Genomic DNA, 13,875 nt, shown 5'->3' with positions numbered 1-13,875 from the left:
GCGATCGGCCGAGTATCACCAACTCGGCGAGGAAAAATGGGGCCTCGACGCGCCGTAGACTTGATGGGCTATGAACCCCGATACTCTCGCTGCAGCCATCTTCGCCGTCGTCACGCCGATCGCGGCATCGCTGCGACCCGACGAAGCCCTTGACCTCGATGCCGCCGATGTGGTGCTGGAACGTCCGCGTAACCGCGACCACGGCGACTGGGCATCGAACATCGCGATGCGTCTCGCCAAGAAGCTCGGCACGAACCCGCGCGAACTCGCTCAGCGCATCGCTGACGAGGTCGCATCGATCGAGGGCGTCGCGAGCGCTGAGGTGGCCGGTCCTGGGTTTATCAACTTCCGACTCGACGCCGCGGCAGCAGGGGTGCTTGCCAAGACGATCGTCGAAGCCGGCGCCGCATACGGCACCAACAGTTCGCAGCAGGGGCTCAGCGTGAACGTCGAGTTCGTCTCGGCGAACCCCACCGGACCGCTGCACATCGCCCACACCCGCTGGGCGGCCCTGGGCGACTCGATTGTGCGTCTGCTGCTCGCCAGCGGCGCGAACGCTGTCCGCGAGTACTACATCAATGATGCTGGCGCTCAGATGCAGCGCTTCGCCTCGTCCATCGTGGCGGCCGCGAAGGGCGAGCCGACGCCCGAGGGTGGTTACCCGGGGGAGTACATCGCCACCCTCGCCGGTCGCGTTCTCGAGGCGCGCCCCGATCTGCTCGACCTGCCGGATGCTGAGCAGATGACTGCGGCTGAGGACCTGGCTTACGAGTTCCAGCTCGCCGAGATCAAGAACTCTCTCGACCGCTTTAACGTGCCGTTCGACGCCTGGTTCTCCGAGCGCACGCTGCACGCGAAGGATGCTTCGGGCACCAGCCTGATCGACCAGGCGGTCGACCGATTGCGCGAGCAGGGTCATGTCTTCGATCTGGACGGCGCCGTCTGGGTGCGCACCACCGACTTCGGAGACGACAAGGATCGTGTCATCCGCCGTTCGAACGGCGAGTACACGTACTTCGCCGCGGATGCCGCCTACTACTTGAACAAGGGTGACCGCGGCTTCGAGAACAAGATCTATCTGCTGGGCGCGGACCACCACGGTTACGTACACCGCCTCAAGGCCATCGCCGGTGCCGCGGGTCAGGACCCGGCGAAGAACGTCGAGGTGCTGATCGGCCAGATGGTGTCGATCAACGGTGCTCGCCTCTCTAAGCGCGCCGGCAACATCATCGAGATGGACGACCTGCTCGACTGGCTCGGTACCGACGCACTGCGCTACTCGCTGGAGCGTTCACCCGCCGACTCGCCGCTTGACCTCGACCCGGAGCTCTTGCAGAAGCGCACGAACGATAACCCGGTCTTCTACGTGCAGTACGCCCACGCGCGCACGCACAACGTCGGCCGCAACGCCGCTGACTCGGGAGTCGACCGCTCCGAGTTCGCTCCGGAAACGCTGACGCACGAGTCCGAGTCCGCACTGCTGGGTGCCCTGCAGGAGTTCCCGCGCATCGTCGCCTTCGCAGCCGAGGTGCGTGAGCCGCACCGCGTCGCGCGCTACCTGGAAGAGCTCGCGGGCCTCTACCACCGCTGGTACGACAGCTGCCGGGTTACGCCGCTCAGCGACGACCCGATCGAGAGCGTGCACCGCACCCGCCTGTGGCTGAATGACGCCACAGGTCAAGTGCTGCGCAATGGCCTCGACCTGCTCGGCGTCTCCGCACCCGAGCGGATGTAGCTCAGCGCCTGTAACCCGGCGATTGTAACCAGGAGTGCGCTCGAGCGGCCAGGATGGTCTCATGAGCGATGAGAACCCCACCATGCCGTATCCGGACACCTCGGTGGAGCATCCAACGCTCGTCATCCCCGACAGTGATTTGCCCAAGGCGTCGAAGAGGCGCCGTCGGCGCTGGCCGTGGGTGGTGCTGATCATTGTCGTGGTGATCGCCGTCCTCGTCGTCGTGGCCGAACTCGTTGCTCGCGCCGTCCTGCCAGGAATCGTGCGCGGCATCGTCATCGAACAGCTCGAACTTCCCGCCGATCAGCAGCTCGACGTCGATGCATCCGGCATCCTGCTGCCGCAGCTCATCGGGGGAGGTCTCGACGAGCTCCACCTGTCGACCGAGCAAGTCACCATCGGCGGGATCACCGGCGCGGTAGACGTCACGGCATCTGGAATCCAATTTGATGGTGGCGACCTCGCCGCCGCGAGCGGCACAGTGCGCATCGATCAGGAGCAGTTCACCGCGCTCGTCGCGGCAGCTGATCTGCCGATCGACGAGATCACGTTCGCCGCCCCCGATGTCACGGCATCCGGGAGCTTCAGCGTTCTTGGCCTTCCGATCCCGGTGGCGCTGACCGTGAAGCCGGGGGTGGATGCCGGTGAGCTGCTGTTGACGCCGATCGAACTTCAGGTCGCCGGTCTGACACTGAACGCGGCCCAGATTGCCGATCGCTTCGGCGATATCGCCGGGCAGCTCACCCAGCCGCAACGAATCTGCATCGCCGATCAGCTGCCGGCAGGAGTCACCGTGACGGGGCTGTCAATCGATGGTTCCGAGGCCGTCATCGACATCGACGTCGACGGGGCGATCGTGACCGACGAGTCGCTGCAACAGAACGGCGTGTGCGGCTAGGCACCCCGCTCCTCGGCTTCCGCTGCTTCGGCGGCGCGTAGCGCCTTGGTCGCAATCATCACGTCTTGCCTGGCACGCTGTACGCGTCGCTGGGTGAAGCTGCGTGCTCCCTCACGGGCGGACACACGATCGCGCTCCTCCTCAGCGAACGTGGTGATGTAGGCACAGGCGATGAGGATCACCTGCGCACTGAGGTTGAGCCAGATCAGCAACGCCAGGAGCGAGGCGAATGACGCCAGCAGCGGGTTGGAGGTGGCACCTCCCACGAACAGGCTCGACAACTGCTGCAGCACGAGCAGACCGACGGCGCCGAGCAACGCCCCTGACCACACCGCACGCGCAGAGACCCGCTGACCGGACAGCAGCCGGAACACACCGAAGATCAGCACGGCATCCAATGCGAAGACGATGAACAGCGACACGAGCCGAACGCCCCAGACAGCACCCGCGGCATCCGCGGGAAGGCCGAGCAGATCTGTCACGAAGCTGATCCCGATCCCGACCGCGAAAGTCATCGCGGCCGCCACGATGAATGACAGCCCGATCCCGACTGCCAAGGCAAGATTTCGCAGGATTACCCAGAGCCAGAAGGTGTCATCGAGTATGACTCCGCCGATCGTGCGCACCGCCGTACGTAGAGACCCGATCGCACCGAGCGCCGCGCCGACCAGAGCGACCAGCGAGATGATGCCCGCGATGGAGAGCCCACTCGGAGCCGGGATGGATGTCGGATCCTCGACGACGCCACCCGGTCCCAGCAGTCCAGGAACGGCAGAGTCGACGGCGGAGATGATTGCATCCCACGCCGACTCGTTCCCCGCCAGCCAGATCGCCGCGATAGAGAACCCGAGCAGAACGGCGGCGAACACGCTGAACAGCGCGCGATAGGTGATGCTGTCGGCGAGCATCGCGCCGCGTCTTTCGGAGTGCAACAGGTAAGCGCGCACGATCCTGCGCGCGAGCGCCCAGGCGATCACGGACTTGATCAACATCGCGATTCCACCGGGCTTGTTCTGCTGCTCGGATTCACTGTTCTGCGTGGAGTGCATAACCTCACCGTAATGATTCGACGCGCGGATGGGCGAGGGGCGTTCGGATGCGAGTGGCTTCTTCGAGTTGCCATAGAATCGGGGCAACCTCGAATGGCGTGATCTGGCCCGAGGCTCCCTCCCACGATTGGTGCTCTGTGCTTTCTGATGCAGACTCGCTCGCCCCGGACTGGCTCATCGAACCTGACGATGCCAACGACCTCGCAGCCGGCGTATGGCCGGCATCCGCGAGTCGCGATGCTGACGGGGTCCTCATGCTCGGTGGAGCGACGGCCGTGGAGCTTGTCCGCGACCACGGCACGCCGCTGCTCGTGCTCGACGAAGACGAGATACGAGCTCGGGCTCGTGCCTTCCACGAGTCCTTCACCGCGGCCGCTGCCGCGCATGGTACAACGGCCCGCGTGTACTACGCGGGCAAAGCATTCCTTTCGACCGCCATCGCCCGTTGGGTGACCGAAGAAGGTCTCAACGTCGATGTCTGCACGCGCGGTGAGCTCGAAGTGGCTCTCGCCGCAGACGTCGAACCCGCCCGGATCGGCTTTCACGGCAACAACAAGTCCGTGAGCGAAATTGAACGTGCAGTGTCGGTCGGAATCGGCACGATCATCATCGACAGTGCGATCGAGGTCGAACGGATCGCTGCTGCTGCCAGCCGCCTCGGTGTCGTGCAGCGCGTGCTCGTTCGTGTCAACAGCGGCGTGCACGCCGAAACCCATGACTTCCTCGCGACGGCTCACGAGGACCAGAAGTTTGGGATGGTCTTCGCGGATGCCGAGGCTGTTGTCGCGCGCGTGCGGGAACTGCCCAGCCTGGAGTTCCTCGGCCTGCACTGCCATATCGGTTCGCAGATCTTCGGTGTCGCCGGCTTCCGTGAGTCCGCATCGCGCGTGCTCGAGCTGCACGAGCGGCTGCTCGCCGGCGGTGAGGTTCCGCTGTTGAACCTCGGCGGCGGCTTCGGTATCGCGTACACGAGAGTCGATGACCCGACGCCCATCGAGCAGCTCGCTGCAGAAATCGTCGCCGCGGTCGCGGAGGGGTGCGCAGCACGCGGCATCCCCGTGCCGATCCTCGCATTCGAACCAGGGCGGGCAATCGTCGGAACCGCCGGTGTCACTCTGTACGACGTGGGCACGACCAAGGATGTGCGTCTCGACTCGGGCGCAAACCGTCTGTACGTGAGCGTCGACGGTGGAATGAGCGACAACGCCCGCACTGCGCTTTACGGCGCCCAGTACTCGGCTCGCATCGCCTCACGTCTCGGCGTCCATGCTCCGGTGCTGACACGTGTTGTCGGTAAGCACTGTGAGTCCGGCGACATCGTCGTCGATCATGAATATCTCCCGGGTGATATCACTCCGGGTGATCTGCTGGCAGTTCCGGCGACCGGTGCCTACTGCGCCTCGCTGGCCAGCAACTACAACCATGTCCCTCGTCCCGCGATCGTCGCGGTCTCAGGCGGTACTTCTCGCGTCATCGTGCGCGGCGAGAGCCTTGATGACCTGCTGGCACGCGATACCGGGATCCGCACGAACGAAGGAACACGATGACCTACCTCCAAGGGAGCAATGTGACACAGTACCGACGACTTCGGGTGGCGCTGCTCGGCGCTGGAGCTGTGGGCTCACAGGTCGCTGATCTGTTGCTGCGCCACGGTGACGAACTGGCAGACCGTGCCGGCGCAATTCTCGAGCTCGCAGGCATCGCCGTGCGCGATGTCGATGCGCCGCGCGATGTGGACCTCCCGAAGGAGCTGTTCACGACAGACGCGGAGAGCCTGATCGTCGGCAGCGACATCGTGATCGAACTGATGGGCGGCATCGAGCCGGCCCGCGCGAATCTTCTGCTGGCATTGAGCTCCGGCGCCGACGTCGTCACTGCCAACAAGGCACTGCTCGCCACGCACGGCACCGAGCTGTTCGAAGCAGCCGATCAGGTGGGTGCTTCGGTGCACTACGAGGCCGCTGCAGCGGGAGCCATCCCGATCATCCGTCCGCTGCGCGACTCGCTCGCGGGCGACCGAGTCGTGCGTCTGATGGGCATCGTCAATGGCACCACGAACTACATCCTTGACCGTATGGACACCGAGGGTGCTGACTTCGCCGAGGTGCTCGCCGACGCGCAGCGCCTGGGCTATGCCGAGTCTGACCCGACTGCCGATGTCGAGGGGTATGACGCCGCGCAGAAGGCCGCGATCTTGGCATCCCTCGCTTTCCACACCGCCGTTCCGCTCGACGCGGTGCACCGTGAGGGCATCACTGAGATCACGCCATCCATGATCGAAGAGGCTCGTGCGGCGGGCTTCGTCATCAAGCTGCTCGCGGTGTGCGAACGGGTCGACGTGAACGGTACGGAGTCGATCTCAGTACGCGTGTACCCCGCACTGGTCTCTCGCACGCACCCGTTGGCCTCAGTGCACGGGGCGAACAACGCGGTGTTCGTCGAGGCGGAAGCGGCTGGCTCGCTGATGTTCTACGGCGCTGGCGCCGGTGGGGTGCAAACCGCATCGGCAGTTCTGGGTGACGTCGTCTCGGCAGCGCGCCGGCACATCGCCGGTGGCGTCGGGGTGGGGGAGTCCACCAGGGCTAATCTGCCGACCGTGCCGATCGGGCACGTCATCACTCGCTACCAGATCACACTCGAAGTCTCTGACCAGCCTGGTGTTCTCGCGTCGATCGCGGGCATCCTCAGCGATGGCGGCGTCTCGGTCGCGACTCTTGTGCAGACGATCGAGTCGGAAGATGACCCGTTCGCACGTCTTATCATCGGCACGCACCGCGCGACCGAGCAGGCGTTGAGTGCCGCCGTCGAGCGTCTGTCGTCGAGCGCTGTCGTCGAGCGCGTCGTTTCCGTGCTGCGTGTGGAGGGTGAGTGATGGCCGCTGACGCTCTGCGCGTCGTGCAGGTGCAGGTGCCGGCCACGAGCGCGAATCTCGGCCCTGGCTTCGATACGCTCGGCCTGGCGCTGAGCGTCTACGACGAGCTGACCGTATCAGCGCTGTCGAGTGATCGACTCGAGATTGAGGTCACCGGCTCGGGTGCATCCGAGATTGCCCGTGATGAGTCGAACTTGGTGTTCCGTTCGATCGAGCACGTCTACAAGGACGTCGGTCGTGAGATGCCTGGTCTGCGCATCGATGCCCGCAACGGTGTGCCGCACGGGCGCGGCCTCGGATCTTCCGGCGCGGCCGTAACTGCGGGTGTACTGGCGGCCAAGGGCCTTCTTGAGGGTGACGTCGATTTCACTGACGCCGACCTGCTGCGTCTGGCAACTGAGCTGGAGGGCCACCCAGACAACGTGGCGCCCGCGCTGTTCGGCGGCCTCACGATCGCGTGGACCGGGGAACGCGGCCCGCAGCACAAGAAACTGCTGGTGCACCGCGGTGTCGCACCGCTCGTGTTCGTTCCAGAGCGCACGATGTCGACGACACTGGCTCGTTCACTGCAGCCTCCGCAGGTCTCAAGAGAGGATGCTGTCTTCAACGTGTCGCGTTCCGCGCTGTTGATAGCCGCCCTCACACAGAGCCCAGAGCTCCTGCTCGATGCGACCGCAGATCGTTTGCATCAGGACTACCGCGCCGAAGCCATGCCGGAGACACACCGACTGGTCACGGCGCTGCGCGCGGCCGGATTCGCTGCGGTCGTCTCGGGTGCGGGCCCCAGCGTGCTCGTCCTCGCGGATGGCCCTGGCAATCGCCAGCACGCAGTGGAGCTCGCCGATTCCGTTACTGACACCCCGTGGGACGCCCTCATGCTGGCCGTTGACGTACGTGGTGGTACAGTAAGGGATCGAGCGGAGGGCTACACGTAATTTCGTGAATCTGGCCCCCATCGCAATTCTGCGAGATCCGCACAGAACCCCAGAACCGCTTTCAACGTTCTGGCTGGCAGTCACCAAGTTCCTGCCTGTGCGATTGCGCGCAGCACCCGTTGTGCGCGATACATGCTCATTTCCCGCGACATATAAGGGAGTACTCGTGGAGAATTTCTCCGAGACCCAGAACGACTCGGCAGCAAACGCGGCCGAGGCACCCACTACAGCGGCCGTTGCTGCTCCGCCACGCAAGCGCGCTCCGCGCCGTGCCACAACCGCCACTGCGGCGGCCAAGGCTGAGCAGGCGGCAACTGCAGCACCTGCCGCCGAGGCACCTGCTGCTGCGCCGGCCACTGCCGACGCACCTGCGGCTGACGCACCTGCGGCTGACGCAGCACCGAAGGCGAAGGCACCTCGCCGCAGTCGGGCGAAGAAGGCTGATGTCGCACCCGCGGTGGATGCTGACGCTTCCTCCACCGCGACCGACGGCGCCGCCGCTGACACATCCTCAGCTTCCAAGTCGTCAGCTGCCAAGTCGTCAGCTGCCAAGAAGACCGCATCGGATGCGCCGGCATCGCACAGTGCAGCATCCGACAGCGTTGCCGAGGCACCGGTCGAAGCCGCGCCGAAGACGCCCGCTCGTGGTCGCCGCAAGAAGGCTGACCCCGTCGCCGAAGCCGCACCGGCTGAGGAAAAGTCTGCCGACAACGCGTCGAGCGACACTGCGGCCGCTGCAACGACTGCAGACACTGCATCCACTGCATCCACTGACGGTGCCACGGACGACAAGCCCGCCGATAACGCTCCGACCGCAAGGTCGGGCCGCGGCCGCAGGGGTGCCCAGGGCGCCAAGACTGAGCAGGCGGATTCGTCCGACACGAAGCAGTCTGACGACACGACCTCTGACAAGTCTGATGCCGGTGACAACGGCTCCGACTCGAACGACGGCGATGAGGGTTCCAGCCGTAGCCGTAGCCGCAACCGCAACCGCAACCGTGGACGCGGCCAGAACGGTGGCCAGGACACCCCGCAGAACGCTCCCGCTGACGACGACAACGGCAACGCCCGCGGTCGCCAGCGCAACAAGCGCCGCAGCGGTGGAGCATCCGACGAGTTCGACACCGAGTTCGGCGAGGACGACGTCCTCATTCCGATCGCCGGCATCCTCGACGTGCTCGACAACTACGCATTCGTGCGCACCACGGGTTACCTCGCCGGTGCCAGCGACGTCTACGTCTCGCTCGGTCAGGTGAAGAAGTACAACCTGCGAAAGGGCGACGCGATCGTCGGCGCCATCAAGCAGCCGCGCGAGAACGAGCAGCAAGGCCGCCAGAAGTACAACGCTCTGGTCAAGGTTGATTCGATCAACGGCCTGTCTGTCGAAGACGCGGCCACTCGTGTCGAGTTCGGCGAGCTCACTCCGCTGTACCCGCAGGAACGCCTGCGGCTGGAGACGGCACCCGAGAAGCTGACGCAGCGGATCATCGACCTGGTTGCTCCGATCGGCAAGGGCCAGCGTGGCCTGATCGTCGCGCCGCCCAAGGCCGGCAAGACGATCGTGCTGCAGCAGATCGCCAACGCGATCGCGCAGAACAACCCTGAGGTTCACCTCATGGTCGTGCTTGTAGATGAGCGTCCTGAAGAGGTCACCGACATGGAGCGCACGGTGAAGGGTGAGGTCATCGCCTCCACCTTCGACCGTCCGGCCGAAGATCACGTCACGGTCGCCGAGCTCGCCATCGAGCGCGCAAAGCGTCTCGTGGAGCTTGGCCGCGACGTCGTCGTGCTGCTCGACTCGATCACCCGCCTCGGCCGCGCCTACAACATCGCAACGCCCACCTCAGGCCGCGTGCTCTCCGGTGGCGTGGATGCCGCAGCGCTCTACCCGCCGAAGCGTTTCTTCGGTGCCGCACGCAACATCGAGAACGGTGGATCGCTCACGATTCTTGCCACGGCACTCGTGGAGACCGGCTCCAAGATGGACGACGTCATCTTCGAGGAGTTCAAGGGCACCGGAAACAGCGAACTGCGTCTTTCTCGTCAGCTCGCCGACAAGCGCATCTTCCCGGCCGTCGACATCAACGCGTCGTCTACTCGCCGTGAAGAGATGCTGCTCTCGGCCGATGAGGTCAAGATCACCTGGAAGCTTCGTCGCGCACTTGCGGGCCTTGACCAGCAGCAGGCCCTCGAGGTCGTGCTGGGCAAGCTCAAGGAGACGCAGTCGAACGTCGAGTTCCTCGTGCAGATGCAGAAGTCGATGCCTGCTCCCGTGGCCGGTGGCTCCAGCCACAGCCATGAGAACAACATCCGCTGAGCTGACACTGATCGGAGCATAGGCGTGTTCGAGTCTGTTCAAGCGCTGATCGACGAACACCGCCAGGTTCAGGAGGAACTCTCCGACCCGGCGGTGCACGCCGATGCTGCACGCGCCAAGCGTGTCAACCGTCGCTATGCCGAACTGAGCCGGATCGTTGCCGCCTACGATTCCTGGGCGGCAGCATCCGCCGATCTGGCTGCTGCGCGTGAATTCGCCAAAGAAGATGACGCCTTCGCTGCGGAGGTGCCCGACCTCGAACAGGGCCTGGCGCGCTCCCAGGAGAAGCTGCGTCGCCTCTTGATTCCGCGTGACCCTGATGACGCTCGTGATGTCATCTTGGAGATCAAGGGTGGTGAGGGTGGTGCGGAGAGCGCACTCTTCGCCGGCGATCTGCTGCGGATGTACAGCCAGTACGCGGCTCACAAGGGCTGGAAGACGGAACTGCTGGAGCAAAACGAGTCTGACCTCGGTGGCTACAAAGATGTTCAGATCGCGATCAAGGGGTCATCTTCGGATCCCGCGCAGGGCGTTTGGGCACATTTGAAGTACGAGGGCGGCGTGCACAGAGTGCAGCGCGTGCCAGCGACAGAGTCGCAGGGGCGCATCCACACCTCGACGACCGGTGTGCTGGTCTTTCCTGAGGTTGATGAGCCTGAAGAGGTCTTGATCAGTCAGAACGATTTGAAGATTGACGTGTTCCGCTCGTCTGGCCCTGGTGGCCAGTCGGTCAACACGACTGACTCCGCGGTGCGCATCACGCATCTGCCGACCGGCATCGTCGTGTCTATGCAGAATGAGAAATCGCAACTGCAAAACCGCGAGGCCGGAATGCGCGTGCTTCGTGCACGCATCCTCGCGAAACGGCAGGAAGAGCTGGATGCCGCGGCATCCGACGCCCGTAAATCGCAGATTCGAGGCATGGACCGCTCCGAACGCATTCGCACGTACAACTTTCCGGAGAACCGGATTGCGGATCACCGCACCGGGTTCAAGGCATACAACCTCGACCAGGTGATGGACGGCGCACTCGACCCGATCATCGAGAGTGCGATCCAGGCGGACGAAGAAGCACGTCTCGCCGCAATCGGCTCCGTTTCCTGACGACGTAGGCGTGCAGCGCTAGGCTCAGGACGTGATCACACTCCTGTTCCGCTCCCTCACCTATCTCGTCTCTGCGGCGATCGGGCTCATCGTCGCCGATCTCGTGCTGGAAGGCTTCCAGATCGAGTGGGACAAGTGGTGGGGATTCGTCATCTGCATCGCTATCTTCGCGGTCCTGCAGAGCGTCCTCAGCCCGTGGATCGCAAAGCTCGCTGACCGTTACGCGCCCGTGTTGATGGGCGGAATCGGCATCTTCTCCACGCTGGTCGCCCTGATTGTCGTCGTGCTGCTGCCCATCGGCGGACTGCGTATCAGCGGCATCGCCGCATGGATCCTCGGCGCGGTCATCGTCTGGATGATCACAGCGCTGGGATCGATTCTGCTGCCGCTGATCTTCCTCAAGCGCAAGGTGTCCGAGCGTCGCAGCAAGCGCTGACCGGCTCAGGACGCGCCACGCGCTGAGCCACGCGGCGCTAGGGGTCAGATCGAGTAGTCGGCGGCGATGCGCAGTGCACTGAAATCGTCGTGGCCGCTGCGTCGATGTGCGCGGGCCGGTACGCCGACCAGGATGCTGTCTTCCGGTGCATCCTTCGTGACGACGGCGTTCGCTCCGACCACGGTGTTCCGACCGACCAGGATGGGCCCCAGCAGCTTTGCACCAGAGCCCACCACGACGCCGTTCGCCAGGGTCGGATGCCGTTTCCCAGTCGCATCCTGCGTTCGGCCGCCGAGCGTGACGCCGTGGTACAGCATGACGTCGTCGCCGATCTCTGCGGTCTCGCCGATGACGATGCCCATACCGTGGTCGATGAAGAACCGTCTGCCGATCTTGGCGCCCGGGTGTATCTCGACGCCGGTGAGCCAGCGAGCGAACTGCGAATTGGCGCGCGCAAGGAAACGCAGCTTACGACGCCACAGGCCGTGCGAAACGCGATGCGCCCAGATGGCATGTAACCCGGGATATAGCAGCCCGATCTCGAGCCCGGTGCGCGCTGCGGGGTCACGAAGGCGGGCGGAGGCGATATCCTCGCGCATTCGGCCGATCATGCGCTCAACCCTCGCGCAGGTCCTCGAACAGGGCGGTGGAGATGTAGCGCTCACCCGTGTCAGGCATGATCACGACAATCGTCTTGCCTGCGTTCTCGGGGCGTGCGGCGACCTGCAGCGCAGCGGAGAGTGCAGCGCCGGAAGACATTCCGACCAGCAGACCTTCCTTCGACGCGAGTTCACGAGCCAGGCGCAGTGATTCGTCGAACTCGACCGCGATCACCTCATCGAGAACCTCACGGTCGAGCACTGCGGGCACGAAGTTCGGGCCGATGCCCTGAATCTTGTGCGGGCCGGGGTGTCCTTCGGTGAGGACGGGGGAGTCCTTGGGCTCAACGGCGATGACCTGGACATCGGGCTTCGCTGCTTTGAGCGCCTGACCGGTGCCGGTCACTGTGCCGCCGGTGCCAACGCCGGCGATGAAGATGTCGATGTTGCCTCCCGTATCCCGCAAGATCTCCTGCGCCGTGGTGTCACGGTGGATCTGCGGATTTGCCGCGTTCTCGAACTGCTTGATCCAGACAGCGCCGGGCGTCTCGGCAACGATCTTCTTGGTCTCTTCGATGGCGCCACTCATCCCCGTAGTCGGGTCGGTGAGCACGACCTCCGCACCGTATGCCTTGAGCAGCACGCGCCGCTCCTTCGACATGGATGCCGGCATCGTCAGAATGACCTTGTAACCGCGGGCGGCGCCGACCATCGCTAGTGCGATGCCCGTGTTTCCACTGGTGGACTCGACGATCGTCCCACCCGGCTTCAGCTCGCCAGAGGCTTCGGCTGCGTTGATCATGGCGATGCCGATGCGATCCTTGACGCTGCCAGCCGGGTTGTATGACTCCAGCTTGGCCAGAATCGTCACATCAAGGCCCTCCGTCACATGGTTCAGGCGAACCAACGGCGTGTTGCCGAAAGCGGTGGTGATGTCGGAATGGATGCCGGTCATGGGCCAGGTCCTTCGCTCGGGGAACGGTGCGTGACAAAGCCTATGCGAGTACATACGGGCATGGGGCATTGTGACGCAGGAGAGTCACGCTCACACCGTACGCTGGAGGGATGCCTGAACAGACCCTCGCCGCCGTTGTGCGCTCTGCCGCAGAGCGGCTGGCGGCCGCCGGTGTGACCGATCCACTTGTCGATGCGGAACTGCTTGTGGGCCACCTGCGGGGTCTGCGCCGCGGAGAAGTGCAGGCTGCCATCGTGCGCGGCGACACTCTTGACGAGCAGGAGGCTGAGACATTCGAGGCACTGGTCGTCAGGCGCGCTGCGCGCGAGCCATTGCAGCATCTCACCGGTGTGGCGCCATTCCGCTACCTTGAACTGGCTGTCGGCCCCGGCGTCTTCGTACCGCGGCCGGAGACGGAGATCGTCGCGCAGTTCGCGATCGATGCGCTGTTGAACGCTCCCGATCCGGAGCCGATCGGAGTTGACCTGTGCACCGGAAGTGGAGCGATTGCGTTGGCGATGGCGAGCGAGGTTCCGCATTCGCGCGTCTTCGCCGTCGAACTCTCGCCTGATGCGCATGCATGGGCCGCGCGCAACACCGCCGATGCCGAGAATCTCACTCTCGTGCACGGTGATCTCGCCGACACGCTCGACGAGATCGACGGGACGGTAGCCGTCGTGATTTCGAACCCTCCCTATGTTCCGGATGAAGCGATCCCGCGTGATCCCGAGGTGCGGCTGTTTGACCCGGCCATGGCACTGTACGGCGGGCCGGACGGCCTGGATATCGTGCGTGTGCTTAGCACCAGAGCCTTGCGGCTGCTGCGTCCTGGCGGGCTTCTGGTCATCGAGCATGGTGAGTTGCAGGGGGAGGAGATTCGTACTCTGCTCGCCACGGACGGCTGGCGTGCGCCGACCACTCATCTCGATCTCACCCGTCGAGATCGCGCGACGACGGCGCTGCGCCCATGATGGC

The 13,875-nt window shown here is 64.6% G+C and carries 12 protein-coding genes; 9 read left to right on the top strand and 3 right to left on the bottom strand.

Annotated elements, in window-relative coordinates; translation table 11 throughout:
• The first annotated feature begins 70 nt into the window (after window positions 1-70).
• Window positions 71-1,735 (top strand): arginine--tRNA ligase, encoded by a 1,665-nt coding sequence (gene argS, locus ACSU1G_RS03790; protein ID WP_439278554.1) that lies wholly within the window; start codon window positions 71-73, stop codon window positions 1,733-1,735.
• Between the two features lie 61 nt (window positions 1,736-1,796).
• Entirely contained in the window at window positions 1,797-2,633 is an 837-nt protein-coding gene (locus tag ACSU1G_RS03785) for a DUF2993 domain-containing protein (RefSeq protein WP_439278553.1), read from the top strand.
• Here ACSU1G_RS03785 and ACSU1G_RS03780 read toward each other — a convergent pair.
• Complete coding sequence (locus ACSU1G_RS03780; protein WP_439278552.1) at window positions 2,630-3,682, bottom strand: YhjD/YihY/BrkB family envelope integrity protein; 1,053 nt, start codon at window positions 3,680-3,682, stop codon at window positions 2,630-2,632. The two genes, ACSU1G_RS03785 and ACSU1G_RS03780, sit on opposite strands and share 4 nt — an antisense overlap.
• Before the next feature lie 137 nt (window positions 3,683-3,819).
• Here ACSU1G_RS03780 and lysA point away from each other — a divergent pair, with 137 nt between their 5' ends.
• The 6 genes from lysA to ACSU1G_RS03750 all read left to right on the top strand — a co-directional run bounded on the left by lysA (window position 3,820) and on the right by ACSU1G_RS03750 (window position 11,346).
• Window positions 3,820-5,229 (top strand): diaminopimelate decarboxylase, encoded by a 1,410-nt coding sequence (gene lysA, locus ACSU1G_RS03775; protein WP_439278551.1) that lies wholly within the window; start codon window positions 3,820-3,822, stop codon window positions 5,227-5,229.
• Window positions 5,230-5,249: 20 nt separating this feature from the next.
• On the top strand, window positions 5,250-6,554 hold the full coding sequence (locus ACSU1G_RS03770) for a homoserine dehydrogenase (RefSeq protein ID WP_439278689.1): 1,305 nt from the start codon (window positions 5,250-5,252) through the stop codon (window positions 6,552-6,554).
• Complete coding sequence (thrB, locus tag ACSU1G_RS03765) at window positions 6,554-7,489, top strand: homoserine kinase (protein ID WP_439278550.1); 936 nt, start codon at window positions 6,554-6,556, stop codon at window positions 7,487-7,489. Before ACSU1G_RS03770 ends, thrB begins: the two co-directional genes overlap by 1 nt.
• Window positions 7,490-7,655: 166 nt before the next feature.
• The gene (gene rho, locus ACSU1G_RS03760) at window positions 7,656-9,806 is read left to right on the top strand and encodes a transcription termination factor Rho (RefSeq protein ID WP_439278549.1); all 2,151 of its coding nucleotides are present in this window, start codon (window positions 7,656-7,658) and stop codon (window positions 9,804-9,806) included.
• Window positions 9,807-9,830: 24 nt separating this feature from the next.
• A complete protein-coding gene (gene prfA / locus ACSU1G_RS03755) occupies window positions 9,831-10,910 on the top strand; it encodes a peptide chain release factor 1 (RefSeq protein WP_439278548.1) in 1,080 nt (359 codons plus the stop codon).
• A 31-nt stretch (window positions 10,911-10,941) separates the two neighbouring features.
• A complete protein-coding gene (locus tag ACSU1G_RS03750; RefSeq protein ID WP_439278547.1) occupies window positions 10,942-11,346 on the top strand; it encodes a hypothetical protein in 405 nt (134 codons plus the stop codon).
• Window positions 11,347-11,390: 44 nt separating this feature from the next.
• Here the strand turns inward: ACSU1G_RS03750 and epsC are convergent, their stop codons facing one another.
• Both epsC and cysK read right to left on the bottom strand, forming a co-directional pair.
• The gene (epsC, locus tag ACSU1G_RS03745) at window positions 11,391-11,945 is read right to left on the bottom strand and encodes a serine O-acetyltransferase EpsC (RefSeq protein WP_439278546.1); all 555 of its coding nucleotides are present in this window, start codon (window positions 11,943-11,945) and stop codon (window positions 11,391-11,393) included.
• A 16-nt stretch (window positions 11,946-11,961) separates the two neighbouring features.
• Window positions 11,962-12,900: a cysteine synthase A gene (gene cysK, locus ACSU1G_RS03740; RefSeq protein WP_439278545.1), complete on the bottom strand. Its 939-nt coding sequence runs from the start codon at window positions 12,898-12,900 to the stop codon at window positions 11,962-11,964.
• A gap of 110 nt (window positions 12,901-13,010) precedes the next feature.
• Here cysK and prmC point away from each other — a divergent pair, with 110 nt between their 5' ends.
• On the top strand, window positions 13,011-13,871 hold the full coding sequence (prmC, locus tag ACSU1G_RS03735) for a peptide chain release factor N(5)-glutamine methyltransferase (protein WP_439278544.1): 861 nt from the start codon (window positions 13,011-13,013) through the stop codon (window positions 13,869-13,871).
• Window positions 13,872-13,875: the final 4 nt, after the last annotated feature.

This window comes from Microbacterium sp. A93, from assembly GCF_051842835.1.
Note: the sequence above shows the minus strand (reverse complement) of the source record. Positions and strands in the feature narration are given on the sequence as shown.

Coding starts and splice junctions, on each gene's coding strand:
- argS (WP_439278554.1), top strand. CDS start 71: ATGAACCCCGATACTCTCGCTGCAGCCATCTTCGCCGTCGTCACGCCG.
- ACSU1G_RS03785 (WP_439278553.1), top strand. CDS start 1,797: ATGAGCGATGAGAACCCCACCATGCCGTATCCGGACACCTCGGTGGAG.
- ACSU1G_RS03780 (WP_439278552.1), bottom strand. CDS start 3,682: ATGCACTCCACGCAGAACAGTGAATCCGAGCAGCAGAACAAGCCCGGT.
- thrB (WP_439278550.1), top strand. CDS start 6,554: ATGGCCGCTGACGCTCTGCGCGTCGTGCAGGTGCAGGTGCCGGCCACG.
- epsC (WP_439278546.1), bottom strand. CDS start 11,945: ATGCGCGAGGATATCGCCTCCGCCCGCCTTCGTGACCCCGCAGCGCGC.
- cysK (WP_439278545.1), bottom strand. CDS start 12,900: ATGACCGGCATCCATTCCGACATCACCACCGCTTTCGGCAACACGCCG.
- prmC (WP_439278544.1), top strand. CDS start 13,011: ATGCCTGAACAGACCCTCGCCGCCGTTGTGCGCTCTGCCGCAGAGCGG.